The sequence below is a fragment of the Streptomyces sp. NPDC021080 genome, from assembly GCF_044333225.1.
Taxonomy (GTDB): domain Bacteria; phylum Actinomycetota; class Actinomycetes; order Streptomycetales; family Streptomycetaceae; genus Streptomyces.
The window spans coordinates 503806-526656 of the sequence record NZ_JBIRQM010000006.1 but is presented as its reverse complement, the minus strand read 5'-3'; the positions used below and the strand labels follow the sequence as shown (position 1 = coordinate 526656).

Genomic DNA, 22851 nt, shown 5'->3' with positions numbered 1-22851 from the left:
GCGGGGGGGGGGGGGGGGGGGGGGGGGGGGGGGGGGGGGGGGCCCGCCCCCCCCGCCGGGGGGGGGGGGGCGGGGGGGGGGGGGGGGGGGGGGGCCCCCCCCCCCACGCCTCGCCTCGCCCCCTGGTATCAGGGTGTGCTACTGTCTCATTGATACGTTTTTGGTACCCATTTACTTTGTGCGCCTGATCGGAATCCTCCGCAGGCGCGTTTTGTTTTACCGGCATCTCCGGCATTACCCGGTGCATCTCCGGATGGGGGCCCAACTACCTGTTCAGGAGAACAACATGGCTACTGGCACCGTGAAGTGGTTCAACTCGGAAAAGGGCTTCGGCTTCATCGAGCAGGACGGCGGCGGCCCCGACGTCTTCGCCCACTACTCGAACATCGCCAGCTCCGGTTTCCGTGAGCTCCTCGAGGGCCAGAAGGTCTCCTTCGAGGTCACGCAGGGCCAGAAGGGCCTGCAGGCGGAGAACATCGTTCCCGCCTAGTTCGAGCGCGCTTTTCCAGAGCCGGGTCCCGCGCCTTCGGGTGCGGGTCCCGGCTCAGCGCTGTGACAGCTCATGCAGTCGGTGAGCGCTGTGTGTGCAGTCCGTGGGCCCAGGAAGGAAACCAGATCCAGCATGACTCGATCCGAACGTCCCGTCCGTAAGCGGCCGGCGAGCGCACGCGCCGACCGCACCGGCGGCTCCGCGAAGAGCGCGGGCCGGGGAGCCGGCCGCGCCGGCGCCCGCAAGGTCGCGCCTCCGCAGGAGTTCTCCCTGCCCGAGACGATCACACCGGCGCTGCCCGCGGTCGACTCCTTCGACGCGCTGGACATGCCGGCCGCCCTGACGAAGACCCTCGCGGCCCAGGGCGTCACCGAGCCCTTCCCGATCCAGGGCGCCACCCTGCCCAACTCCCTCGCCGGGCGCGACGTGCTCGGCCGCGGACGCACCGGCTCCGGCAAGACGCTCGCCTTCGGGCTCGCGCTCCTCGCCCGTACCGCGGGCCGCCGCGCCGAGCCGCGCAGCCCGCTCGCGCTCGTCCTCGTCCCCACCCGCGAACTCGCCCAGCAGGTCGACGACGCGCTGACGCCGTACGCCACCGCCGTCAACCTGCGCGTCGCCACCGCCGTCGGCGGGATGTCGATCGGCCGCCAGGCCGGCACGCTGCGCCGCGGTGTCGAGGTGCTCGTGGCCACCCCGGGGCGCCTCAAGGACCTCATCGAGCGGGGCGACTGCGCCCTCGGCCAGGTCGCGATCACCGTGCTGGACGAGGCCGACCAGATGGCCGACATGGGCTTCATGCCCCAGGTCACCGCGCTGCTCAAGCAGGTCGAGCCGGGCGGCCAGCGGCTGCTCTTCTCGGCCACGCTCGACAAGAACATCGACCGGCTCGTCAAGATGTTCCTCACCGACCCCGTGGTGCACTCCGTCGACCCGTCCGCGGGCGCCGTGACGACCATGGAGCACCACGTGCTGCACGTCGCCGACGAGACCGACAAGAAGGCGGTCGCGCTGCGGATCGCCGCCCGCGACGGCCGGGTGATCCTCTTCGTCGACACCAAGCGCGGTGCCGACCGCTTCACCAAGCGGCTGCTCGCCAGCGGTGTCCGGGCCTCCGCCCTGCACGGCGGGCGCAGCCAGCCGCAGCGCAACCGCACCCTCGACCAGTTCAAGAACGGTCAGGTCACCGCGCTCGTGGCCACCAACGTGGCGGCCCGGGGCATCCACATCGACGACCTCGACCTCGTGGTCAACGTCGACCCGCCGACCGACCACAAGGACTACCTGCACCGCGGCGGCCGCACCGCCCGCGCCGGGGAGTCCGGCAGCGTCGTCACCCTGGTGCTCCCCGAGCAGAAGCGTGAGATGACCCGGCTGATGGCGGACGCCGGCATCACGCCGCGCACCGCCCGCGTGAAGTCCAGCGACGAGGAACTCGCCCGTCTCACCGGCGCGCGTGAGCCCTCCGGCGTCCCGGTCGTCATAGAGGTCCCGCAGCCGGTCGTCGAAGCGCCGAAGGCGCGGACCAGGACGCGGCGTGCCACCGGGGGCGGGGCCAGGCGCCCGGCGGCCGTCGGCGGCGACACGGCCGGACGCACGGGCTCCGGGGCGGACGGCCAGGGCCGCCGCCAGCGCGGCGGACGTCCGGGCACGGGCGGCAGCACGGCGGGCGGTGCGGCGACCGGTCGCCGCACCGGCACCGGGGCAGCGGCCACGGGCCGTCGCGGTGACGCCGGTGGCGCGACCGCCGGCCGTCGTGCGGACGCGGGAAGTGCGGCCACGGGCCGTCGTGGCGAGGCCGGTGGCGGCGCGGGCCGTCGCACGGACGCCGGTGGTGGCGCGGGCGCGGGTCGCTCCGGCGGCCGCGGGCGTGCTCCGCAGCGCGGTGGCCAGAGCGGCGGCCAGGGCGGCGGCGGCCGCAGGGCCGCCTGACCGGACCGTTCCGTTCGGCTTCGCCGCGGCCCCGTGACCCCGGGCCATCGTCTCCGGGGTGCGGGGCCGCGGTGTGAACGGCCCGCGTCCCGCGCCGCCGGGAGGTCACGTCCCGGCCGTTTCCGGTGCCGTGGGGTGCCCGCGGGCGCCGTACGGCACCCGCGAACCGGGCCGCGTGGCGCGAGGGTTCAGACGTCACCGAGGAAACCCGGGTCCACCCCGTCCAGTTTCAGGGCGAAGTCCCGGTGCAGGCCGAGCAGTTCGGCCAGCGGCACCGCGCGGCGGCTGGTCGACTGGAGATCGCGCCGCGCCTGCGCCGACCACAGGAACGGCACCACGGACAGCCCCTGCGTGCCCGTCAGGGCGCCGGACTCGGCCCGCCAGCCGGGCCAGCGCAGCGTGTCGTAGAACGTGTCCGTGCCCTCGGTGAGGAGCCACTGGAGCCATGCCCCGTGGCCGACTTCGAGCGCCTCCCACTTCAGCGAGTCCGGCGCGAAGTACACGACCTCGCCGGGACGGCCGGGACGCCCCGCGGCCTTCGGGTCGGCGCCGTTGAGGACGAACACCCCGCCGAGCACGTCGTGGCCGACGACGAGCCCGCCGTCCCGCGGGCGCCAGTCGGGATCGAAGTGCTCGGGGAACGCGTTGACCTCGGCCAGCGAGGGCAGGTCCGTGGTGCCGTCCGGCAGTCCCGTCGGCAGGTCCTCGGCCGGACTGCCGTAGATCCGCAGCCATCCGCTGTCCAGCACCACACCGCCGCAGTTGAGCACCATGCCGCCCAGCCAGGACCGTGCGGTGACCTGGAGCTGGTGCAGGCTCGCGCGGCCCAGGCCGGGGTCCGCCGGAGGGACCTCCATGGACACCCCGCTGGCGGCGAGCGCCTTGGACAGCAGTGGCCAGGCCGGTTCCTCGACGTCGGTCAGCTCGCTCAGCTCTCGCATGGCTTCCCTGGGAGTTGTCGGGCGTGCGGTCGGTGCGCTCAGTAGGCGATCATGCGTTCCCGGCGCACGGAATACGTCACGAATCCGGCGCCCAGAGCGAGGAAGAGCGTGCCGCCGACGAGGTACGGCGTGGTGTCCACGGCGCCGGTGTCGGCGAGCCGGGTTCCGTCGCCGCCGGAGACCGCGCGCGGTCCGTCGCCGCCGGAGAGCGTGCGCGGTCCGTTGTCGTCGGCTAGTGCGCGCGGTCCGCTGTCGCCCGATCCGGCGGACATCCGTGTCGCCGCGGTGACGGTCGGTGCGGACGCCGGCGCCGTCGTGCCCGGCGCGGGTACGTCCTGGGTCGCGTTGGCGGACGGGACGAACCACAGGGCACCCAGAAGGGTCCCCGCTGCGGTGGCGGTCAGCAACGATCGACGTGCGGCGGACACGAAATATCGATCCCCTTGTGGCGCTTGCGAATTGGCAGTGTGGGGCGATGCTAATGAAAGGCGCGGGTCGTGGGAAAGTCGCGCATCCGGCGGGCCGTACGCTCCCTCCCATGAGCACCCCTGAGACTTCACGGTTTGTCCGGCTTCGGGTCGAACTCGTGCTGGAGATCGACGATCCCGATGCCGTCACCCGGGCCGCGCTGGCCCGGATCGGCGACGACGCGGACATGCCGGCCGATGAAAGAGCCCACGCCGAGGGCGCAGTGACGGAAGACACGGCGGAGGCCCTCGCCTATCTCGTCGACCCGTTCGACCTGGTCAGCGAGGTGCCCGGGGTCGAACTCGCGCAGGCCTCCTGGAGCAGCGAGCCCGTTGAGTACGATCCCGATTCGCCGGATTGGGACATCGACGAGGATGATGCCGACGAGGACGACGAGGAAGACGTGCGCGGCTGACATGGTCCGGGAGGCATGACCCCGGCCGGTGACCGCCGTCCGGGGCTCCTCGCCCCCGGCCCGGCACGGGCCGCCTCCGCACTCCCCTTCGCGCCGTTCCGGTCCGTGTGTCCGGACATGGTGCGTGGCATGGGCCACACTTCCGCGTGAAGTGGAACGGGGCGAACCGGTTGCGGCGTTGACAGTAGTTACGGGACTCCCGTGGTCCTTTTCGGGAATCGGCGACGATGGAGAAGCGTGTGATGACGATCGGTAAGCGGCGCAGGCGTCTGGTGGCGGCGTCCGCACTGCTCGGCGGGGTGCTGGTGCTCTCTGCGTGCAGCGGGGGCGGCGGGGACAAGGCCGGCGCATCGGACGGTGGGGACCCCACGTCGCAGGCCAAGGTCGACGAGGCGGCGGCCAAGAAGACGTCCGAGGCCCAGATCAAGATCACGCCCAAGGACGGCTCGAACAACGCCTCGATCAACAACGGCACCGCCGTCACGGTCAGCAAGGGCTCGCTCACGTCCGTCACGATGAAGACCGCGTCCGGCACCGCCGTCGCCGGTCAGATATCGGCGGACAAGAAGAGCTGGAAGCCCCTGAACCGGCTGGAGCGCGCCACCACGTACAAGATCGCCGCCGAGGCCGCCGACTCCGACGGCCGCACGGCCCACGAGAACGCGTCGTTCACCACGGTCTCCCCGGCCAACAGCTTCATCGGCAACTTCACGCCCGAGGACGGTTCCACCGTCGGCGTCGGCATGCCGGTCTCGATCAACTTCGACAAGGCGATCACCGACAAGGCCGCGGTGCAGAAGGGGATCACCGTCTCCTCCAGCAGCGGCCAGGAGGTCGTCGGCCACTGGTTCAACGCCAACCGCCTGGACTTCCGGCCCGAGAAGTACTGGACCGGCGGCTCCACCGTCACCCTCAAGCTGAACCTCGACGGGGTCCAGGGCGCGAGCGGTGTCTACGGCGTGCAGCAGAAGACGGTCACCTTCAAGATCGGCCGCAACCAGGTCTCCGTCGTCGACGCCAGGACCAAGACGATGCAGGTCACCCAGGACGGCAAGGTCGTCAAGACCATCCCCGTCTCCGCGGGCGCTCCGGACCACACCACGTACCAGGGTCAGATGGTGATCTCCGAGAAGTTCAAGGAGACCCGGATGGACGGTTCGACGGTCGGCTTCACGAACGACGACGGCAAGGGCGAGTACGACATCAAGGACGTGCCGCACGCGATGCGCCTGTCGAACTCCGGCACCTTCATCCACGGCAACTACTGGGGCGCGAAGTCCATCTTCGGTTCCGTCAACACCAGCCACGGCTGTGTCGGCCTGTCCGACACGAAGGGTGCCGGCGACCCCAACACCCCCGCCGCGTGGTTCTTCACCCACTCGCTGATCGGTGACGTCGTGGTCGTCAAGAACACCGGCGACAAGACGATCGCCCCGGACAACGGCCTCAACGGCTGGAACCTGGACTGGGCGGCCTGGAAGGCCGGTTCGGCCGTCTGAGGCGGCCGGGACCGAGGCACGAACGAACACCGATGCGGCGGTGGCCCCCACGGGCCGCCGCCGCATCGGCGTGTCCCGGGGGTCCCTGTCGTACCGGTGTCGTCCCGCGGGGCCCGCCGCCGCACCGGCCCGCGGGACGCCGTCGCACCGGCCGCTCCCAAGGGTCTCTGGGCCCGGCCACAGCCTTCTCATGGTTCTCTTATTTAGGCCTTATTCCTTCATCACGCGCCGTAACTAGCTTGCGGCACATGTTCTTCACCTACCTGAGGCGCGAACTGCGCCGCCGCAGAAAGGCGGCCCTCGTCGTCGCCTCCGGGCTCGCCCTGGGCATCGCCCTGGTCATCGTGGTCAGTTCCGTGTCCTCGGGCATGGAGAAGGCCCAGGGCAAGGTCCTGCAGTCGCTGTACGGGCTCGGGACCGACATGACGGTCACCAAGGCCGCCGCGGCCGCCGGCACCAGCGACCGCCCGCGCTTCAACTTCGACGCGAAGGACAGCGGTTCCGACAAGGACCAGAGCAGTGACCGCGTCATGGTCCAGGGCTTCCAGACCCTGGCCTCCTCGACCGTCTCCAAGGTCGACTCCCAGAAGGGCGTCGCGGACTCCGTCGGCGGCCTGAGCCTCACGGTCATCCGGATCAACGGCCAGTTCACGCGTGGCCAGTTCAAGCAGGACCCGAGCAGCAGCAGCGGCAGCCGGCAGCGTCCCGGCGCCGGCCAGCAGACCCCGCAGGGCCGCGTCGAGGGCGGCGGCGCCAACTTCGACGTCAACAACTACACGGTCTACGGCACCGACGTCACCAAGCCGGCCCTGGGCCCGCTGACCTCGTCGAAGATCACCAGCGGTCGTACGTTCAAGACCTCCGAGACGAACGCCAAGGTCGTCGTCGCGGACAAGTCGTACGCCAAGGAGAAGAAGCTCAAGCTCGGTGGCACCGTCACCATCAAGAGCGTCAAATACAAGATCATCGGCATCGCGACGCCCGACAGCGGCGACGCGGCGGCCAACCTGTACATCCCGCTCCAGCAGGCGCAGACGCTCAGCAGCTCCAAGAACAAGGTCACGACGATCTACGTCAAGGCCTCGGACTCGCAGCAGATCTCCAGCGTCAAGAGCACCATCCAGAAGAACATCTCGGGCACGACGGTCACCACCTCCGCGGACCTCGCGAGCACTGTCTCCGGCTCCCTGTCCACCGCCTCCAACCTCGCCTCGAACGTGGGCAAGTGGCTGTCGATCGCGGTGCTCGTGGCCGCGTTCCTGGTCGCCGGTCTGCTCACCTCCTCCGCCGTCTCCCGCCGCGTGCGCGAGTTCGGCACCCTCAAGGCGCTGGGCTGGAAGTCGAGCCGGGTGACCCGTCAGGTGGTCGGCGAGGCCATCGTCAACGGCCTGGTCGGCGGCGTCCTCGGCATCGCCCTCGGCCTCGCGGGCGCCTACGTCGTCACCGAGATCAGCCCCAACCTCCAGGCGGAGGTGGCGAGTGCGGGCCGCGGCGGAGGCGGCGGCTTCGGGGGCGGCGGCTTCGGCGGCCCGGCACGGCAGAGCGCCTCCAAGGCCCTCGACGTCGCGCTCACCGCGCCCGTCAGCGTCAACACCATCGTCCTCGCGGTCGCCCTGGCCGTGGCCGGCGGTCTGATCGCCGGTGCCTTCGGCGGCTGGCGCGCCTCCCGGCTGCGCCCCGCCGACGCCCTGCGCCGCGTCGAATAAGCCCCGCCCCTCACGTATCCCAGGAGTAGCACCATGTACGAACTCAGAGGCGTCACCAAGCGCTACATGCGGGGCAAGGAATCGATCAACGCGCTCGATGGGATCGACCTGACGATCGGCGACGGCGACCGGCTCGTCATCCAGGGCCCCACCGGCGGCGGCAAGTCCACCCTGCTCCAGATGCTCGGCGGGCTCGACCGTCCCACCGCGGGCAGCGTCGAGCTCGACGGCACCGACATGGCCAAGCTGTCCGAGGCGAAGCTCACCCGGGTGCGCAGCGAGAACATCGGCTTCGTCTTCCAGAGCTTCAACCTGATCCCCACGCTCACCGCCCAGGAGAACGTCGAGACCGCGCTCGTACCGCTGCGGGTCAAGGCGAAGGAACGGCGTGAGCGGGCCGCCGCGGCCCTGGAGTCCGTGGGGCTCGCCGAGCGCCTCGGGCACCTGCCCGCCGAGCTGTCGGGCGGTCAGCAGCAGCGGGTCGCGATCGCCCGCGCCCTGGTCAAGCAGCCCAAGGTGCTGCTCGCCGACGAGCCCACCGGCAACCTCGACGAGTCCATGCGCGACGAGATCATGGACGTACTCGAAGCCATGTGGAAGGAGCACGGGCTGACCTTCATCATGGTCACCCACGACTCCGCGATCGCGAAGAAGGCCCCGCGCCTCGCGACGATCCGCAAGGGGAAGATCACCGTCAAGGAGAACGCGGGAGCGTAGCGGCCGTGTGCCCGCGGCGAGCGCGCGGCAGCGAGCCCGCGTGACGGCACGGGAATGAGCCCGCAGCGAAAGGGCCACCGGAAACAGAGCCTCCGGTGGCCCTTCCGTGTTTGTGTGGGGACATGACCGTCTCGACAGTCGAATACATCCGGTACCACATCCCCGAGGAGCGGTCGGCCGAGTTCCTGGCCGCCTACACCCGTGCCGCCGTGCAGCTGGCCGCGGCCCCGCAGTGCGTCGACTACGAACTCGCGCGCTGCGAGGAGGACTTCGAGCACTACGTCCTGAGGATCACCTGGACCTCGACCGAGGACCACATCGAGGGCTTCCGCACCTCCGAGCTCTTCCCGGACTTCCTCGCCGAGATCCGCCCGTACATCTCCAGCATCGAGGAGATGCGCCACTACAAGCCCACGTCGGTGCGCGGCCGGGGCGCCTCCGAACCCACGCTCTACGCCTGGGCGGGCGGCGCCGAGGCCTTCGCCCGCCTCACCGAGGCGTTCTACGACAAGGTCCTCAAGGACGACCTCCTCGCGCCGCTGTTCGCGGACCTCGCGCCCGAACACGCCGCCCATGTCGCCCTCTGGCTCGGCGAGGTCTTCGGCGGACCGCCGGCGTACTCCGAGACCCAGGGCGGCCACGGCCACATGGTCGCCAAGCACCTCGGCAAGGGCATCACGGAGCCGCAGCGCCGCCGCTGGGTCAATCTGCTCCAGGACGCCGCCGACGACGCCGGACTGCCCACCGACGCCGAGTTCCGCTCCGCCTTCCTCGCGTACGCCGAGTGGGGCACGAGGCTCGCCGTGTACTTCTCCGGCCCGGACGCGACACCCCCGGCGGAGCAGCCCGTACCGAAGTGGACGTGGGGAGCCGCCCCGCCCTACCGGCCCTGAGCCGGGGCGCAGGTCAGGAGGTACGGGTCACCGGGGTGCGGACGAGCCCGCGCGGGTCGCGTCCGTGCCCCAGGACGCCAGCAGCCGCAGCGCCTCGGCCGAGCTCGACCCCGGCTCCGCGTGATACGTGACCAGCGCCAGCTCGCTGTCGCCGATCAGCCGGAACGACTCGAACTGCAGTGCGAGGTCGCCCACCAGCGGATGCCGCAGCAGCTTCACCCCGTGGCTCTTCTCCTTCACGTCGTGCGTCGCCCACAGCCGCCGGAAGTCCTCGCTCTTCACCGACAGCTCCCCGACCAGCGCGGCCAGCCGCGGATCGTCCGGATGACAGCCCGCGTCCATGCGCAGCAGACAGACGATGTCGATCGCCTTCTGCTCCCACTCCACGAACAGGTCCCGGTACTCGGGCCGCAGGAAGACCATCCGCGCCCAGTTCCGCTCCTGCGGCGGCAGCTCCGACCAGTCCCCGAAGACCGCCGCCGCCATCCGGTTCCACACCAGCACGTCGGAGCGCCGTCCGCTGATGTACGCCGGGACGCCGTCGAGGGTGTCGAGCAGTTGGCGCAGGGAGCCGCGCACCTGCTGCGGCCGGGCCGCCTGCTTCTTCTTGTGCTGCTTGGGCTTCGCGAGATGCGTGAGGTGGTTGTGCTCGGCATCCGTCAGCCGCAGCGCCCGCGCGATGGCATCCAGCACCTCCGCCGACACATTGCGTCCGTGCCCCTGCTCCAGGCGCGTGTAGTACGCGACGGACACCCCGGCGAGCTGGGCCAGCTCCTCGCGGCGCAGTCCGGGCACCCGGCGGTGCCGCCCGAAGTCGGGCATCCCGACGTCCTCAGGCTTCAGCCGGGCACGGCGGCTGCGCAGGAACTCGCTCAGCTCGGCGCGCCGGTCGAGCGGGTGCGCCGCCTCACCGGCCGGTTCTGCGGAGGGCTGTTCGTCCATGCCTCCAGTATCAACGGGTCGTACGCCGCCGAGCCTGACCCCGCCAGTGGTAGGACCAGCGAACGTACGCAGAACCGTGGTCTGGGTGGACCCCGGGGCATGGGGCAGGCTGGACGCCGTGCCCGGCGAGACAGCCGGACACGGACCACCCCCTCCCGAGGAGAACCCCGGCATGACCACTGTCGTTGCGTACGCCGCGCCCGCCGCCAAGGCTCCGCTGGAGCGCACCACCATCGAGCGTCGCGCGGTCAGGGAGCACGACGTCCTGATCGACATCAAGTTCGCCGGCATCTGCCACTCCGACATCCACCAGGCCCGCGAGGGCTGGGGGAAGGCCACCTTCCCGATGGTGCCGGGCCACGAGATCGCCGGCATCGTCGCCGAGGTCGGTTCCGGCGTCACCAAGTTCAAGGTCGGCGACCGCGTGGGTGTCGGCTGCCTGGTCGACTCCTGCCGCGAGTGCGACAACTGCCGGGCCGGCCTGGAGCAGTACTGCACCGGCGGCGGCGTCGGCACGTACAACTCCGTCGGCAAGGACGGCGAGCCCACCTACGGCGGCTACTCCGAGAAGATCGTCGTCGACGAGAACTACACCCTGCGCATCCCCGACGGCCTCTCCCTCGACGTGGCCGCCCCGCTGCTCTGCGCCGGCATCACCACGTACTCCCCGCTCAAGCACTGGAACGCCGGCCCCGGCAAGAAGGTCGCCGTCCTCGGCATGGGCGGTCTCGGCCACATGGGCGTCAAGATCGCGCACGCGCTCGGCGCCGAGGTCACGGTCCTCTCCCAGTCGCTGCGCAAGAAGGACGACGGCCTGAAGCTGGGCGCCGACCACTACCACGCCACCAGCGACCCGGAGACCTTCAAGGCGCTGCGCGGCACGTTCGACCTGATCCTGTCCACCGTCTCCGCCCCGCTGGACCTGGACGCCTACCTCTCCCTGCTGCGCACGGACGGCGCCTTCGTGAACGTGGGCGCACCCGAGGAGCCGGTCCGCCTCAACCTCTTCTCGGTGATCGGCGGCCGCAAGACCCTCGCGGGCTCCGGCATCGGCGGCATCCGCGAGACCCAGGAGATGCTGGACTTCTGTGCGGAGCACGGCTTCGGCGCCGAGATCGAGCTGATCGAGGCGTCCCAGATCAACGAGGCGTACGAGCGGGTGCTGGCGAGCGACGTCCGGTACCGCTTCGTGATCGACACGGCCACGATCTGACCGGCCGGGAAGATCCGCGCGGTCCGGTCGGTCCCACCGCCGTGACACGCGGGCACGCGGGCGCCGCCGCGGTCGTACGACCGCGGCGGCGCCCGTGCGTCAGGGTCCGACGACCGCCCCGGCGTAGACGTTGTCCGGGGTGACGATCCGGGTGACGGCCCGGGCGACCAGCGTGGACGGTTCCTGGCCCTGATAGGTGATGTCGGTGTTGAGCATGATGACCAGGGTGGCCTTCTTCGAGGGCAGATAGACGGTCACGGTCTCGTATCCCGGCAGGGAACCGTTGTGCCCGATCCATCCGCTCGCGTTGAAGATGCCGAGGCCGTAGGCCGTTCCCGGGAAGCCGGTCGGCAGCGTCTTGAGGCGCTGCGCCTGGGTCCCGGGGCTGAGCAGGCTGCCGGTGGCGACGACCTTCGCCCAGTGCCGCAGGTCGCGCAGGTTCGAGATCATCGCCCCGGCCGCCCAGGCCCAGCTGGGGTTCCAGTCGGTGGCGTCCTCGACGGCGCCGCTCAGGGTCTGGTCGGTGTAGCCGCGCGGGTGCGGCTCGGGGAACTCACTCCCCTTCGGGAACAGCGTGTGGCGCAGACGGGCGGGGCGCAGGACCCTCCTGTCGACGAAGTCGCGGAGCCTTCGACCGCCGGCCTTCTCGACGACCAGGCCCAGCAGGACGAGGTTGGTGTTGGAGTACTGGAACTGCGTGCCGGGCGCGAAGGTGTTCCGGTGCTCGAAGCCGTACGCGAGCAGTTCCCGCGGGGTGAAGACCCGCTGCGGGTCGCTCAGCAGGTCGTGCTGGAAGTCCGGGTCGGAGGTGTACGGGAAGAGGCCGCTGCGCATCTCCGCGAGGTGGCGCAGCGTGATGTCGCGGCCGTTCGGGACGCCGCGGACGTAGCGGGAGATCGGGTCGTCGAGCCGGACCCGGTGCCGGTCCACGAGTTCGAGCAGCGCGGTGACGGTGAAGGTCTTGGTCTCGCTGCCGATCCGGACGTAGGAGTCGGCGGACATCGGCTCGCGGGTGGCGGTGTTCGCGACGCCGGTCGCGCGGACGTAGTTCCCCTTGCCGGGCATCCAGAGCCCGACGACGACACCGGGGATGTTCGCCTGCCGGCGGACGTCCGCGACGGCCTTGTCCAGCCGGGCGCTCAGCTCGGGGTCCAGACTGTCGTGCGCGTCGCCGCCCTCGGTGCCGTCGCCGTATCCGCCCGTGTCCGTCGCGTGGGCGCGGACCGTTCCTGCCGCGGGGAGGGCCCCGGCGGGGATCGCTGTCATCGGGGCCAGTACGGATGCCGCGAGCAGCGCCGCGGCGAACGGGCGGCGGTAGGAGGTACGTCTCATGGGGGCGCCTCTTCCAGATCAGGTCCAGGTCCCAGGCCACGGGGACACCGGGACGCCGGGACAGACGGCAACACCACCATCCGCGCCCCTGGCAGGAGCTCCGGTCCGATCAGCGTTCCGGCAAGTCCACCCGATCGGAGCCACGGAGCCACGCGGCACGGAACGGCCGACGGCCGCAACCATTCGGCGTACTCGTGGGTCTGCCGTACGTCGTGGGAGACGGGAGCAGCCGTGGTCCGGGAGCGGGACGGGGCAGGGCGGGGCGGGAGCGGGATGAGGGGACGGACGAACCGTTGGGAACGGCTCCGGGAGGGGACGCCGACAGGGCGTCTGCTCCTCGTGATCGCCGTCCTGTTCGCCGTGGGCACCGCCATCACCTGGGTGTCGGTGACGCATCTCGTCTACGCCTCGGACCTGGCGGGCACGTCCGGTCACCTCAAGGTCGAGGCCTGCACATGGAGCGGAGGCCACCGGTATCCGCACTGCCACGGCGTCTTCCGTTCCGACGACGGGACGGTGGTCGATCCCGGCGCCACGATCGACAGCCGCCTGCCCGTCGGCAGCACGGTCGGCCTGCGGCGGACGGCCTCCGGCGGCTACGAACGGACGGGTACGGGCGCCCTGTTCGGATGGCTGGCGGTCTCCCTGTTCGGCCTGCTGGTGCTGGTTCTGGGCGCCGTGGTCGCGAGCGTCCTGGCGGGCGCCCGCGAGACACCCCGCCGACTGCTGATACTGCTCGCCGGGCTACTCGCCGCGATGCTGGTCAGCGCGTTCATCGGCGGAGTGGTGGAGATCGTCGGGGCGTTCTGAGCCCGGGGCCGGAGCACGCCGGAGCCCCGCTGGTCCAGAGCGACCTGGCAGGTCACCCTGAACCACCGGAGCTTCGTGTTCAGACAGCCGGGCGAGCGTGCCGGCCTGCCGCCGGGACGCGGCCTCGGCCGAGGTCCGTCACTTGGACATGATGAAGTCCAGGGCGTAGCCGGAAGCGGTCGTCCAGTAGGTGACGAGCTGGCCGTCGTCCGCGTACAGCGTGTTGACGGGCATGGGGACGTCGATCGGCTTGCCCGCGCTGCTGCCGGGCTTGCTGCCCTGGAGGCCGAGGGTGATGCTCTTCGCCTCGTACTCGTCCCTGCCGCCGCCGCTGACGAGCAGAGCGGCGTACGCCTCCTGACCCGGGGAGAGGGTGACGGGCACGCCCGGGGTCCCGTCGCTGTCCTTGATCACGGGAGTGTTCCCGGTGCCGGCACCGAGCCGCACGAGGGGGGAGCGGTAGAGGTTGCACTTCTTGTCGCTCGCGTTCTGCACGGTGAGGAGGAGGTGGCGGGCGTCCCTCTCCTTCACCGCGGACACCCCGAGCTCCTTCTGGGAGCAGGTGGCGACGGCGGCCTTGGCCTTGGCTTTGCCGCCGAGAGCCCCCGTCCCGGCGGCGGAGGCCTGAGTCGACACCCCGCACCCAAGAGCCAGGACGAGACCCGCGGCCACGGCCGCACGACGGCCCACGAGGGACTTCACGTTCATCAGCGTGTTCCTTTTCCGATCGGTACGAGGTCGCACGCGCATCCCGGGTGCCCGAGGAAAGGGGTGTCCCCGTGGACGGGTGAGCAGGGGCGCCGTGGCGCTGCCGGACGGCCGGCCACTTCGACCGGTGCGACACCCAGAGCATCGGACGCCGCGTGAGCCCGGGACAACAGCCACCGCCCCACCTGGGACGGTGAAACGATCCCACCCCCGACGACCTGCGAAAACAGCCGGCCCTGGGATGCTTCTGGGACGCCCCCGGGACGACGGACCCCCTCAACCCGGCGCCCGGGCACCGGGTTTCACCGATCACTCGGTGGTCGAGCCGTCCGTCACCGGCCTCCGTGGCCTGCCCGTCGCCGTCGAGTGGACGGAATGCCGTGACCACTGCCTGCCCAAAGGTGAAATGGGCCACGTCCCGTCGGTCGAGTGCGGAAGTCGCCTCCTGCCCGACGGTCACGGAATCCCCAGGTCACCGTTGCGTCCAAGAGGTGCCGACCAAGTGGGCACGGTTCGACCGGACTGCTTTGCAATGCCCTGTCAAGGCGCCCGAGGTCAAGGAAAGTTGACGATACGTCATCGACTTTTTAAGATCACGAAGTTCGTCCGGCCTGACCGGCTTGTCTGTAATACGCGACGGGTCGAATACGGGCCGGGCAGAGGCCCCGGCGGTGCGACGCAGGGGCCCCTGTTTCTCCATCACTGCGCCACTGACAGAAGGGTTAGGCAGCGATGAAGCTCAATCCCCCATTGGACCGGAACCGAGTGCGAGTGAAGGCTAGCAAGGTCCTGGCAATCGCGGCGCTCACGGTGACGGCCGTCGGCCTCGTTGCCCCCATGGCCAGCGCCAGCAACGAGTCGAGCTGGACGTACGGCTGCCGCGGGTACTGGTACTCGACGTCCGGTCACGGCTACTGCAGCCACTCCTATTCCCCCAACGACAGTTACGTCGTTACGTACGACTGCAACAACGAACTCGACCACCAGTCCTTCCCCAACGTGCGGTACAACACCACGGGCAAGATAAGCACCTACGAGTGCACCTTCAAGATCAATAAGACGAGGGTCACCGTCTAGGAATGTTTGATCGACTGCGCGGGGGTGCTCAGGCGCCCCCGCACAGTCCTTTTTGGGGGATTTAATGTCTCAGGGTTCTTTTGCGGCGCTGAGTTCCGTGTCGCAAGGGTACAGAAACAGGCCGGTCATCGAAGACCTGACCTTGACCATCGATGCGGGAATCACCGGTCTGCTGGGTCCGAACGGTGCAGGAAAGACCACGCTCTTTCGCGTGCTCAGCACCTCCGTTCCACCGGACTCGGGCGAGCTCGAACTCTTTGGTGCCAAAATCACGAGCGAGCGGGCTGCGCGTCTGGCGCGCAGGGACATCGGCTACCTCCCGCAGGACTTCGGATATTACCCGTCTTTTTCGGTTTCTGAATTTGTTCGATACTGCGCCTGGTTGCGCGGGGTGTCGGAGCGTGACGCCGGGCAGGCCACGAAAACCGCCGTGCAGATGGTGGGGCTCGAAAGTCGCGCGGGTCACAAAATGAAATCGCTTTCGGGAGGGATGCTGCGGCGGGCAGGTATTGCCGCAGCGATCGTCGGATCGCCGCGGCTGATCCTCCTGGACGAACCGACCGTGGGCTTGGACCCCGCTCAGCGGCTGGAATTCCGCAATCTCCTGCGCGGACTTTCCGAGCGTGGGGCCGCGATCGTACTCAGCACGCATCTGGTCGAAGACGTCAGCGTCGCGTGTGACGCGGTTCTGGTGTTCCGGGAAGGCCGTGTCTCCTACCGGGGAACCCCGGCCCGACTGGCTGCCGAAGCCGCGGCCGGGGCTCCGGGCGACACCCCGATCGAGCGTGGCTACATGAGCGTGCTGACCAAGGGCGCAGAGGTGGACGCGGCGTGCTGAGGACCTACCGCACGGAATTGCGGCGCTCACCCGTTCTGGTTGCTCTGCCGGCTCTCGTCGTCATCGATCTGCTGGTACTTTTCGGGCGAGCCCGGTACTGGATCGGCGTCTGGCCCGAGGCGAGCGCGGCTTCCCAGGAGGTGACACTCTTCCTGGGGCCGGCCCTGGCGGGCCTCGCGGCCTGGCAGGCGGGAAGGGCTTCTCGAGCCGAGATGCCGGAGGCCCTGTCGGTGGCGGCGCGCCCGGCGTGGCAGGCGGAGGCGGTACGGCTCGGGGCCACCCTGACGCTCGGCTTCACCGCATACGCCGTCGGGTGCCTGGTGGCCGCAGGGGTGTCGATCCGTGAGGGCGGACCGGGCTTTCTGTGGCCGTCCTACCTCCTGACCGGAATGGCCACGCTCACCATTTTCGCCGCCGTCGGACATATGGTCGGCCGGTGGTGGCCATCGGCGGCATTCACGCCGGCGGCCTGCGCCCTGGGAAGTTTCATCTGCATGGCGGGACTCGGGCAGTCCCTGGACATGTTCGTGCTCTCCGGAACTCCCGACCAGATGCTGCGAACCGGACCCGTCCTCTGGCACCTGGCCTTTGCGGCCGCGCTGACACTGCTTGCCGTGGTCGTACCGGTGAAGTTCTCCCGGGGCCTTTCCCACTGGCCGTTGTCGGCGGCACGTTATCTGGCCGTCCTCGCCACGGCGGCGGCCACCGTGGTCGCGCTGCTCGGTATCCCGGCGGCCGGCGGCATTCAGGGCGAGCGTTCGGCCGCATCCGTGCGGCCGCTCTGCAAGTCTGTGGCGAACGGCTCCTCCCGTGTGTGCGTTTGGCCTGAACACCGCAAGTATCTGCCGGAGCTTGCCAGGATGGCCGACAATCTTTCGCGGATTCCGCAGGCGTGGGTGCGAGAGCCGAACGTCTTCGCGGAATACGGACTCTTGCGCACGAAGTGGGGCGACCGAGGGTTCGACGTGGCCGAAGGGCATGTCCGCACAGCTGCCGTTGCCATGTCCAGCAACGTTTTCGACGCCTCTTTCCCCAAGTGCCGGCCGCCCGTGGAAAATCGTGACGCCTGGCAGTCGGCTCTGGAACGCATCGAGTTGTGGCTGGAGTACCGGGCGATGCGAGTAGACCCGAAGGCCGCTGACGAAGGGCTCACGATCACCGGCGCGGCGGACGCCCCGAAGGAAGCTGCCGCCGCCGTGAGGAAATCGGAGAGCGAGCAAAAGCGATGGGTCGAGCAGCAATTCGACATCGTGGGCAAAAATGGGTGCGGCCCCTGATGCGAACCACTGTGCTCACGCGATTCGCGAAGGTTCACCGCGTCTGGCCGACCCTTGTGGGCGTGACCGTGGTGGCGGTGGCCTCGGCCGTCCTGGGCGGATATCACGTACCGCTGCCCACGGTAAGGGACGGGGTGTCGGCCGGGGTTCCGTTCCGGCGTGAGCTGCCGATGATTTCCGGGGTTTTTCTGGCGGCCGTCCGAACCAGTTCTCTCGCAGTGTTCGAGGATGTCGCCGGGCCTGCCTACTTCCGCATGAGAACGAACCTCACACTGGCAACGGTGGCGGCTGCCTGTTTGCTCTCCTTTGCCGCTGAAGGGGGTGCGGCAGGAACATCTCTGGGGATCGTCTTCGTTCGTTCGATGCTCATTTGGTACGGGCTCGCGCTGCTGTCCGAACGTGTACTGGGGGCCGGGCTGGCGTGGATCTTTCCGGTGGCTTCCGTGTTCCCGCTGGTGTGGCTGAGCGAGGGCGACTGGTGGGACTGGACCGCGGCTCCCGCTTCGGACCTGACGAGTTGGTGCCTGGCGGGCGCCTGCCTGACGCTCGGAGTCGTCATGACGGCTGTCACGCGAAGGCGGCTGCGTTCCGTGCTCGCAATCTTCGACAAGTCATGACCGTCCGGGCGTGCGCGACACCCGCGACGCAGCCGGCCGCGTGCGTTCGGCCGACTGGGACAAGGTGACACCGTCGCCGTTGAAGACAACCTCCACGCCGTCGTACGTGGCGACGCCGGGCCGCTCCGCCTCGGCGTCGTCCGGCCGGCCGCCGCCCCAGCCGATCGAGGCCGTTCCCTTCCCGACGGCTCGCACGAACCGCTCCTCCCCCTTGCTTTCGGGTGCCTGCCGCCCGCGGCCGGCGTGCTCCGTCGGATCGGGCGACGGGTCGAAAATCGATGGTCATCCGAGCCGGCCGGGCCCACGCTGTAGGCCATGGAAGAACCGCTCCGCAGGATCCGCGCGCTCCACACGGCGTCCACGGTCACCGTCTACCAGGCGTACCGCCCGGAGATCGGCGGACCCGCCGCCCGCAAGGGCCGTTTCCCCGCCGCGTGGAAGCCCGACCGCATGACGTGGATCAAGCCCAGTTTCCTGTGGATGATGTACCGCTCCGGCTGGGGCACGAAGGAGGGTCAGGAGACCGTCCTCGCCGTCGAGATCACCCGCGACGGCTTCGACTGGGCGCTGCGTCATGCCTGCCTGTCGCATTACGTCCGCGGACTGCATCCCGATCGCAGCGCCTGGCAGCGTGACCTCAAGCGCGCACCGGCCCGCGTCCAGTGGGATCCCGAACGCGATCTGCACCTGCAGCCCCTGCCGCACCGGTCGCTGCAACTGGGGCTCTCGGGCGAGGCGTCGGCGCGCTACGCGGACGAGTGGATCGTGTCCATCAACGACGTGACCCCGCTCGCCCACGAGATCCACGCCCTCGTCAAGGACGGCGAACGGGACTCGGCCACCCGCCTGCTCCCCCAGGAGCAGGAATACCCCGCCGGCGCAGAACTCCTGGCCCACCTGCGTCCCTGACCGGCGATCCGGACACAACCGCCGGCATCACCCACGGGTCACATGGCGGCGGCACAAGTCTGCGAACGCGGCTTGATGATCCATGTCAAGCCGGGTTCACCGTCCTCTTTGCGGCCGACGCGCCTCGCGGGATCAACGCGGTGAAGGGCGACCACGTGGGCGCTGCGGGCCGGTACAGCCCTGGGGGCTTCGTGCGGCCGGTCCGAACCGCTGTCATGCGGAAGCCACCACCTCGCCGGCCATGACCTGGGGAGGGTTGGGGAGCAGTGACGCAAGGTTGTCCCGCACGAAGTCCGCAGCCCTCGAGATCGATTCCTCGGCACCGGCCCGGTCCTGGAAGACGCTGGTCGAGACCATCACTCCGTCCCCGGCATCGATCCAGTAGTAGGCCACGAAGCCGGAGACCTGGCGCATGAGCGCCACGAACCCCTCGTTCACGAGACGTGCCGCCTCGGCCGAATCGGTCACCCCTTCGTACCGCCGGACTGCTGCGTACATCGCCAAGCTCCTCACGGCGTTCCGGGTTCGTTCTCTGCTGAGACGTCGTACCCCGGCGACGGCTGCCTGGCTCATGAGGCGTCCGGCAGTCACCTGAAGGGCCGCCTCGGGTGATCCGAACGGCGGCTGCCCCCTCGCCGCCGTCAGTGCGGCAGCGTGGCCGGGTTTCCGCCGTTCGCCTCGTAGCCCGCCACCGCCAGGGCGCGGTAGATCGCGTAGTCGGAGGCCGGGTCGGAGCTCAGGGTCCAGGGCAGGGCGCCGACGTGGCCGTCCACGTGCACCAGCTGGTCCATCGCCTCGGACCAGCGCTCGCCGCGGACCAGGAAGCAGACCAGCAGGTGGCGTACGTGGGCGAGCATCGGGTCGTCGGGACGGGCCGCGTGGACCGCGTACAGCGCGCCGTGGACCGCCTTGGTCACGACCTCGCTCTGGTAGAAGCTGCGGACCAGGTTCACCTCGGGAAGGTGCTCGAAGACCGCGAAGAGCGGCATCGCCGCGAGGAGGGAGCCCTGCGGCGCGCGGGCCGCCGCGGCCTCCGCGAACGCCTGTGCCGTCTCCCGCGAGCCGTGCCACTTCTCGCACCAGTAGTGCAGGGCCGCCAGATGCGCGCCCATGTGGGAGGGCGCGCGGTCCAGGATCTTCAGCCAGAGCTTCTCGAACTCCGGCCGGGAGTAACCGAGTCCACGGGCCACCGACAGCTCGATGATGTACGGGATCGGGTCACCGGGGGACAGCAGCGCCGCGTCGCCGCACGCGGTCCGCGCCTCCTCCATGATGATCCGGAAGTCGTCGGTCCCCGGCGTCGACGTCCGCCAGGCCTGCTGCACCAGGAACTCGGCGTGCACCGCGGCGCCGCCCGCGTCCTTGGGGGCCTCGGCACGCCACACGCGCAGCCACTGGCCGCCCGGAGTCTCACTGACCCCGCCGGGGCGCTGCTGAAGCTCCAGCGACGCGGCGCCCGCGAAGGCCTGCACCCGCTGCCAGCGCGTCTCGCCCTCGCTCTCGGTGCCGGCCAGCAGCTGCGAGGCCGCGCGGTGGTCCTGGGTCCGCTGCACCATGTCCAGGACGTTCAGCAGGTCCTCGTCCGGGCCCGGCATGCGGATGTCCAGCTCCTCCTGGCGCAGGAATCCGTAGTTCGCCGGGTCCGCGGCGTCCGGGTCGTCGGGCGTGACGAGCTGTATACCCGTGCTCCTGCGCCGGTACACCGGCAGCAGGACCATGCTGAACATGGCCAGCGCCATCAGGACCCAGAGAATCACCATGGGTCAAGCGAACCAGACGGGTCCGACAATTGGCCAACCCGGTCCCGTCGTGCTCGTCACGCTCTGCGCGAAGCCCGTCCTCGCCGCCAGAGCGTAGGCCGTCATCGGCTCCCGGGGAGCACTACGCTCGGGACCCATGAGCGACAGGCACATCAGTCAGCATTTCGAGACGATCGCGATCCACGCGGGCAACACCGCCGACCCCCTCACCGGAGCGGTCGTCCCGCCGATCTACCAGGTCTCGACCTACAAGCAGGACGGCGTCGGCGGACTGCGCGGCGGCTACGAGTACAGCCGCAGCGCCAACCCCACCAGGACCGCACTGGAAGAGAACCTCGCGGCCCTGGAGGGCGGTCGCCGCGGGCTCGCGTTCGCGTCGGGACTGGCGGCCGAGGACTGCCTGTTGCGTACGCTGCTCAGCCCCGGTGACCACGTGGTGATCCCCAACGACGCGTACGGCGGCACCTTCCGGCTCTTCGCCAAGGTCGTCTCCCGCTGGGGCGTGGAATGGTCGGTGGCCGACACCAGCGACCCCGAGTCGGTACGGGCCGCCCTGACCCCGAAGACCAAGGTGATCTGGGTCGAGACGCCCTCCAACCCCCTCCTCGGCATCACGGACATCGCCGTGGTCGCGCAGATCGCGCGCGAGGCGGGCGCCCGGCTCGTCGTCGACAACACCTTCGCGACCCCCTACCTCCAGCAGCCGCTCGCGCTCGGCGCGGACGTCGTCGTGCACTCCCTGACCAAGTACATGGGTGGCCACTCGGACGTCGTGGGCGGTGCCCTGATCACCGGCGACCAGGAACTCGGCGAGGAGCTGGCGTACCACCAGAACGCGATGGGCGCGGTCGCCGGGCCCTTCGACTCCTGGCTGGTGCTGCGCGGCACCAAGACGCTCTCCGTGCGCATGGACCGGCACAGCGAGAACGCGGGCCGGATCGCCGAGATGCTCACCCGGCACGCGCGCGTGACGCGCGTCCTGTACCCGGGCCTCCCGGAGCACCCCGGTCACGAGATCGCCGCCAAGCAGATGCGGGCGTTCGGCGGCATGGTGTCCTTCCAGGTCGAGGGCGGCGAGGAGGCGGCCGTCGAGGTCTGCAACCGGGCCAAGGTGTTCACGCTCGGTGAGTCGCTCGGCGGGGTCGAGTCCCTGATCGAGCACCCGGGACGCATGACGCACGCCTCGGCCGCCGGTTCGGCGCTGGAGGTTCCCGCCGACCTGGTCCGCATCTCCGTGGGCATCGAGAACATCGACGATCTCCTCCAGGACCTGCAGCAGGCCCTGGGCTGAGCCGGAGAACCGTCCTCGCCCCGTCCGCGGACCGGCCCGCCGGTCCGCGGACGGGAGCGGCGGGGCACGGGGGCGGGGCACGGTGGTCACGAGCGCGTCGGCGGCGGAGGACGGTGACGAGCCGGTCGGCGGCGGAGGGCGGTCGCGAGCCCGTCGGCGACAGAAGAGCAGTCACCGGCCCGACGGTGGCCGAGGGCGGTCACCGTCGAGCCGGCGGCACCCGTCACCAGCCCGTCAGCGGTGGAGTCGTCTCCGACGGCGGCTCCACCCACGGCCGCGCCGTCGCCGCCCAGACGGTGAAGGCGACGACCGCGCCGAACAGCACCAGCCACAGCAGCCGCCGCACCGCCTTCCCGCGCCGCAGTATGCGTCCTCCGCGGCGTACGACCTCGCCGTACAGGTCGGGCGGCACCACGGGCGGCGCCTCCTGCTCCAGGAGACGCCGTACGGCCGCCTCGCGCTCCGCCAGGTTCATGACGGCACCACCTCCACCACGGCCGGCGCCGGACCGCGGGGCGGATGCAGCAGCGTCGCCATGGCGCGGGCGCAGATCGCCCGCACCCGTTCCGCGGGGAGCCCGAGCAGCGCCGCCGCCTGCTCCTCGGCGACCCCCTCGTACAGCCTGAGGACGAGGATCAGCCGCTCCTGGGGCGTGAGCCGGGCCAGGACGTGGTCCGGGGAGGTGCGCCGGCGCCTGAAGCTCCCGTACTGGTGCCAGGCGGCGCACTGGAAGCGCGCGGCCAGTTCCCGGCGGGCGCTGTCGTACGGATCCTCGCCGTGCAGCCGGTCCCAGGAGGCGTACGTACGGGCGAGGGCCAGCGTCAGCAGCCGCCGCGCACGCGGGTTGGCGTCCCGGGGCTCCGCGGTGAGCAGCGTGGCGGTGTGCAGCAGCCGTCCCGCCGCGCCCGCCACGAACGCCTCGAACTCCCGGGCCCGGCGGACGCCTTGGGAGGCACGCCGTTCTCGCACCATGCCTCCCGCCTGAGGGCGACCCTGAGAACGGGCCCGCGGCCGCGTGC

Annotated in this window: 25 protein-coding genes; 15 read left to right on the top strand and 10 right to left on the bottom strand. The window is 70.3% G+C overall.

Annotated features, from left to right (window positions below; translation table 11 throughout):
- The first annotated feature begins 286 nt into the window (after positions 1–286).
- Positions 287–490, top strand: coding sequence for a cold-shock protein (locus ACH4S8_RS18160; RefSeq protein WP_030362889.1), 204 nt, complete (start codon positions 287–289; stop codon positions 488–490).
- Between the two features lie 132 nt (positions 491–622).
- On the top strand, positions 623–2419 hold the full coding sequence (locus ACH4S8_RS18155; RefSeq protein ID WP_398394976.1) for a DEAD/DEAH box helicase: 1797 nt from the start codon (positions 623–625) through the stop codon (positions 2417–2419).
- 188 nt (positions 2420–2607) lie between these two features.
- Here ACH4S8_RS18155 and ACH4S8_RS18150 read toward each other — a convergent pair whose 3' ends face one another.
- Both ACH4S8_RS18150 and ACH4S8_RS18145 read right to left on the bottom strand, forming a co-directional pair.
- Entirely contained in the window at positions 2608–3360 is a 753-nt protein-coding gene (locus ACH4S8_RS18150; protein ID WP_398394974.1) for a DUF2625 family protein, read from the bottom strand.
- 38 nt (positions 3361–3398) lie between these two features.
- Positions 3399–3788, bottom strand: a complete 390-nt coding sequence (locus ACH4S8_RS18145; RefSeq protein ID WP_398394972.1) for a hypothetical protein — start codon at positions 3786–3788, stop codon at positions 3399–3401.
- A 110-nt stretch (positions 3789–3898) separates the two neighbouring features.
- On the opposite strand from ACH4S8_RS18145, the gene ACH4S8_RS18140 reads away from it, so the two are divergent.
- The 5 genes from ACH4S8_RS18140 (at position 3899) to ACH4S8_RS18120 (ending at position 9058) form a co-directional block, all read left to right on the top strand.
- Positions 3899–4243, top strand: a complete 345-nt coding sequence (locus ACH4S8_RS18140) for a hypothetical protein (protein WP_398394970.1) — start codon at positions 3899–3901, stop codon at positions 4241–4243.
- A gap of 242 nt (positions 4244–4485) precedes the next feature.
- Positions 4486–5742, top strand: a complete 1257-nt coding sequence (locus ACH4S8_RS18135; RefSeq protein WP_398394968.1) for an Ig-like domain-containing protein — start codon at positions 4486–4488, stop codon at positions 5740–5742.
- A 248-nt stretch (positions 5743–5990) separates the two neighbouring features.
- A complete protein-coding gene (locus ACH4S8_RS18130) occupies positions 5991–7448 on the top strand; it encodes an ABC transporter permease (protein WP_398394966.1) in 1458 nt (485 codons plus the stop codon).
- Positions 7449–7481: 33 nt separating this feature from the next.
- Entirely contained in the window at positions 7482–8165 is a 684-nt protein-coding gene (locus ACH4S8_RS18125; protein ID WP_398394964.1) for an ABC transporter ATP-binding protein, read from the top strand.
- 122 nt (positions 8166–8287) lie between these two features.
- The gene (locus ACH4S8_RS18120; protein WP_398394962.1) at positions 8288–9058 is read left to right on the top strand and encodes a group II truncated hemoglobin; all 771 of its coding nucleotides are present in this window, start codon (positions 8288–8290) and stop codon (positions 9056–9058) included.
- Positions 9059–9085: 27 nt separating this feature from the next.
- Here ACH4S8_RS18120 and ACH4S8_RS18115 read toward each other — a convergent pair whose 3' ends face one another.
- The gene (locus tag ACH4S8_RS18115; RefSeq protein ID WP_398394960.1) at positions 9086–10000 is read right to left on the bottom strand and encodes a helix-turn-helix domain-containing protein; all 915 of its coding nucleotides are present in this window, start codon (positions 9998–10000) and stop codon (positions 9086–9088) included.
- A gap of 172 nt (positions 10001–10172) precedes the next feature.
- Here ACH4S8_RS18115 and ACH4S8_RS18110 point away from each other — a divergent pair, with 172 nt between their 5' ends.
- Positions 10173–11213: an NAD(P)-dependent alcohol dehydrogenase gene (locus tag ACH4S8_RS18110; protein ID WP_398394958.1), complete on the top strand. Its 1041-nt coding sequence runs from the start codon at positions 10173–10175 to the stop codon at positions 11211–11213.
- Between the two features lie 99 nt (positions 11214–11312).
- Here ACH4S8_RS18110 and ACH4S8_RS18105 read toward each other — a convergent pair whose 3' ends face one another.
- Positions 11313–12545, bottom strand: a complete 1233-nt coding sequence (locus tag ACH4S8_RS18105) for a serine hydrolase domain-containing protein (RefSeq protein ID WP_398394956.1) — start codon at positions 12543–12545, stop codon at positions 11313–11315.
- Positions 12546–12818: 273 nt separating this feature from the next.
- On the opposite strand from ACH4S8_RS18105, the gene ACH4S8_RS18100 reads away from it, so the two are divergent.
- Entirely contained in the window at positions 12819–13355 is a 537-nt protein-coding gene (locus tag ACH4S8_RS18100) for a hypothetical protein (RefSeq protein ID WP_398394954.1), read from the top strand.
- A gap of 138 nt (positions 13356–13493) precedes the next feature.
- On the opposite strand, the gene ACH4S8_RS18095 is transcribed toward ACH4S8_RS18100, so the two are convergent.
- On the bottom strand, positions 13494–14063 hold the full coding sequence (locus ACH4S8_RS18095) for a DUF4232 domain-containing protein (protein ID WP_398394951.1): 570 nt from the start codon (positions 14061–14063) through the stop codon (positions 13494–13496).
- A gap of 771 nt (positions 14064–14834) precedes the next feature.
- On the opposite strand from ACH4S8_RS18095, the gene ACH4S8_RS18090 reads away from it, so the two are divergent.
- The 4 genes from ACH4S8_RS18090 to ACH4S8_RS18075 all read left to right on the top strand — a co-directional run bounded on the left by ACH4S8_RS18090 (position 14835) and on the right by ACH4S8_RS18075 (position 17872).
- A complete protein-coding gene (locus tag ACH4S8_RS18090; protein WP_398394949.1) occupies positions 14835–15140 on the top strand; it encodes a hypothetical protein in 306 nt (101 codons plus the stop codon).
- Positions 15141–15282: 142 nt separating this feature from the next.
- Positions 15283–15978 (top strand): ATP-binding cassette domain-containing protein, encoded by a 696-nt coding sequence (locus tag ACH4S8_RS18085; protein WP_398394947.1) that lies wholly within the window; start codon positions 15283–15285, stop codon positions 15976–15978.
- Positions 15972–17255 carry an ABC transporter permease gene (locus ACH4S8_RS18080; RefSeq protein WP_398394945.1) on the top strand — a complete coding sequence of 428 codons (1284 nt, stop codon included), beginning with the start codon at positions 15972–15974 and terminating at the stop codon, positions 17253–17255. The genes ACH4S8_RS18085 and ACH4S8_RS18080 overlap by 7 nt, the downstream gene beginning before the upstream one ends.
- 62 nt (positions 17256–17317) lie before the next feature.
- On the top strand, positions 17318–17872 hold the full coding sequence (locus ACH4S8_RS18075; protein ID WP_398394943.1) for a hypothetical protein: 555 nt from the start codon (positions 17318–17320) through the stop codon (positions 17870–17872).
- Here the strand turns inward: ACH4S8_RS18075 and ACH4S8_RS18070 are convergent.
- Positions 17867–18067 carry a hypothetical protein gene (locus ACH4S8_RS18070; RefSeq protein WP_398394941.1) on the bottom strand — a complete coding sequence of 67 codons (201 nt, stop codon included), beginning with the start codon at positions 18065–18067 and terminating at the stop codon, positions 17867–17869. The two genes, ACH4S8_RS18075 and ACH4S8_RS18070, sit on opposite strands and share 6 nt — an antisense overlap.
- A gap of 120 nt (positions 18068–18187) precedes the next feature.
- Between ACH4S8_RS18070 and ACH4S8_RS18065 the strand changes: the two genes are divergently transcribed.
- On the top strand, positions 18188–18781 hold the full coding sequence (locus tag ACH4S8_RS18065) for a DUF4291 domain-containing protein (protein WP_398394939.1): 594 nt from the start codon (positions 18188–18190) through the stop codon (positions 18779–18781).
- A 213-nt stretch (positions 18782–18994) separates the two neighbouring features.
- Here ACH4S8_RS18065 and ACH4S8_RS18060 read toward each other — a convergent pair whose 3' ends face one another.
- Positions 18995–19279 carry a hypothetical protein gene (locus tag ACH4S8_RS18060; RefSeq protein WP_382788002.1) on the bottom strand — a complete coding sequence of 95 codons (285 nt, stop codon included), beginning with the start codon at positions 19277–19279 and terminating at the stop codon, positions 18995–18997.
- Between the two features lie 143 nt (positions 19280–19422).
- Positions 19423–20541 (bottom strand): hypothetical protein, encoded by a 1119-nt coding sequence (locus tag ACH4S8_RS18055; RefSeq protein ID WP_398394936.1) that lies wholly within the window; start codon positions 20539–20541, stop codon positions 19423–19425.
- 136 nt (positions 20542–20677) lie between these two features.
- Here ACH4S8_RS18055 and ACH4S8_RS18050 point away from each other — a divergent pair, with 136 nt between their 5' ends.
- Positions 20678–21832, top strand: a complete 1155-nt coding sequence (locus ACH4S8_RS18050) for a cystathionine gamma-synthase (protein ID WP_398394934.1) — start codon at positions 20678–20680, stop codon at positions 21830–21832.
- Positions 21833–22055: 223 nt separating this feature from the next.
- Here the strand turns inward: ACH4S8_RS18050 and ACH4S8_RS18045 are convergent, their stop codons facing one another.
- Positions 22056–22307 carry a hypothetical protein gene (locus ACH4S8_RS18045; RefSeq protein WP_398394932.1) on the bottom strand — a complete coding sequence of 84 codons (252 nt, stop codon included), beginning with the start codon at positions 22305–22307 and terminating at the stop codon, positions 22056–22058.
- Positions 22304–22801, bottom strand: coding sequence for a sigma factor-like helix-turn-helix DNA-binding protein (locus ACH4S8_RS18040; protein ID WP_398395077.1), 498 nt, complete (start codon positions 22799–22801; stop codon positions 22304–22306). The genes ACH4S8_RS18045 and ACH4S8_RS18040 overlap by 4 nt, the downstream gene beginning before the upstream one ends.
- Positions 22802–22851: the final 50 nt, after the last annotated feature.

Coding starts and splice junctions, on each gene's coding strand:
- ACH4S8_RS18160 (WP_030362889.1), top strand. CDS start 287: ATGGCTACTGGCACCGTGAAGTGGTTCAACTCGGAAAAGGGCTTCGGC.
- ACH4S8_RS18155 (WP_398394976.1), top strand. CDS start 623: ATGACTCGATCCGAACGTCCCGTCCGTAAGCGGCCGGCGAGCGCACGC.
- ACH4S8_RS18150 (WP_398394974.1), bottom strand. CDS start 3,360: ATGCGAGAGCTGAGCGAGCTGACCGACGTCGAGGAACCGGCCTGGCCA.
- ACH4S8_RS18140 (WP_398394970.1), top strand. CDS start 3,899: ATGAGCACCCCTGAGACTTCACGGTTTGTCCGGCTTCGGGTCGAACTC.
- ACH4S8_RS18135 (WP_398394968.1), top strand. CDS start 4,486: ATGACGATCGGTAAGCGGCGCAGGCGTCTGGTGGCGGCGTCCGCACTG.
- ACH4S8_RS18130 (WP_398394966.1), top strand. CDS start 5,991: ATGTTCTTCACCTACCTGAGGCGCGAACTGCGCCGCCGCAGAAAGGCG.
- ACH4S8_RS18125 (WP_398394964.1), top strand. CDS start 7,482: ATGTACGAACTCAGAGGCGTCACCAAGCGCTACATGCGGGGCAAGGAA.
- ACH4S8_RS18120 (WP_398394962.1), top strand. CDS start 8,288: ATGACCGTCTCGACAGTCGAATACATCCGGTACCACATCCCCGAGGAG.
- ACH4S8_RS18115 (WP_398394960.1), bottom strand. CDS start 10,000: ATGGACGAACAGCCCTCCGCAGAACCGGCCGGTGAGGCGGCGCACCCG.
- ACH4S8_RS18110 (WP_398394958.1), top strand. CDS start 10,173: ATGACCACTGTCGTTGCGTACGCCGCGCCCGCCGCCAAGGCTCCGCTG.
- ACH4S8_RS18105 (WP_398394956.1), bottom strand. CDS start 12,545: ATGAGACGTACCTCCTACCGCCGCCCGTTCGCCGCGGCGCTGCTCGCG.
- ACH4S8_RS18100 (WP_398394954.1), top strand. CDS start 12,819: ATGAGGGGACGGACGAACCGTTGGGAACGGCTCCGGGAGGGGACGCCG.
- ACH4S8_RS18095 (WP_398394951.1), bottom strand. CDS start 14,063: ATGAACGTGAAGTCCCTCGTGGGCCGTCGTGCGGCCGTGGCCGCGGGT.
- ACH4S8_RS18065 (WP_398394939.1), top strand. CDS start 18,188: ATGGAAGAACCGCTCCGCAGGATCCGCGCGCTCCACACGGCGTCCACG.
- ACH4S8_RS18060 (WP_382788002.1), bottom strand. CDS start 19,279: ATGTACGCAGCAGTCCGGCGGTACGAAGGGGTGACCGATTCGGCCGAG.
- ACH4S8_RS18055 (WP_398394936.1), bottom strand. CDS start 20,541: ATGGTGATTCTCTGGGTCCTGATGGCGCTGGCCATGTTCAGCATGGTC.
- ACH4S8_RS18050 (WP_398394934.1), top strand. CDS start 20,678: ATGAGCGACAGGCACATCAGTCAGCATTTCGAGACGATCGCGATCCAC.
- ACH4S8_RS18045 (WP_398394932.1), bottom strand. CDS start 22,307: ATGAACCTGGCGGAGCGCGAGGCGGCCGTACGGCGTCTCCTGGAGCAG.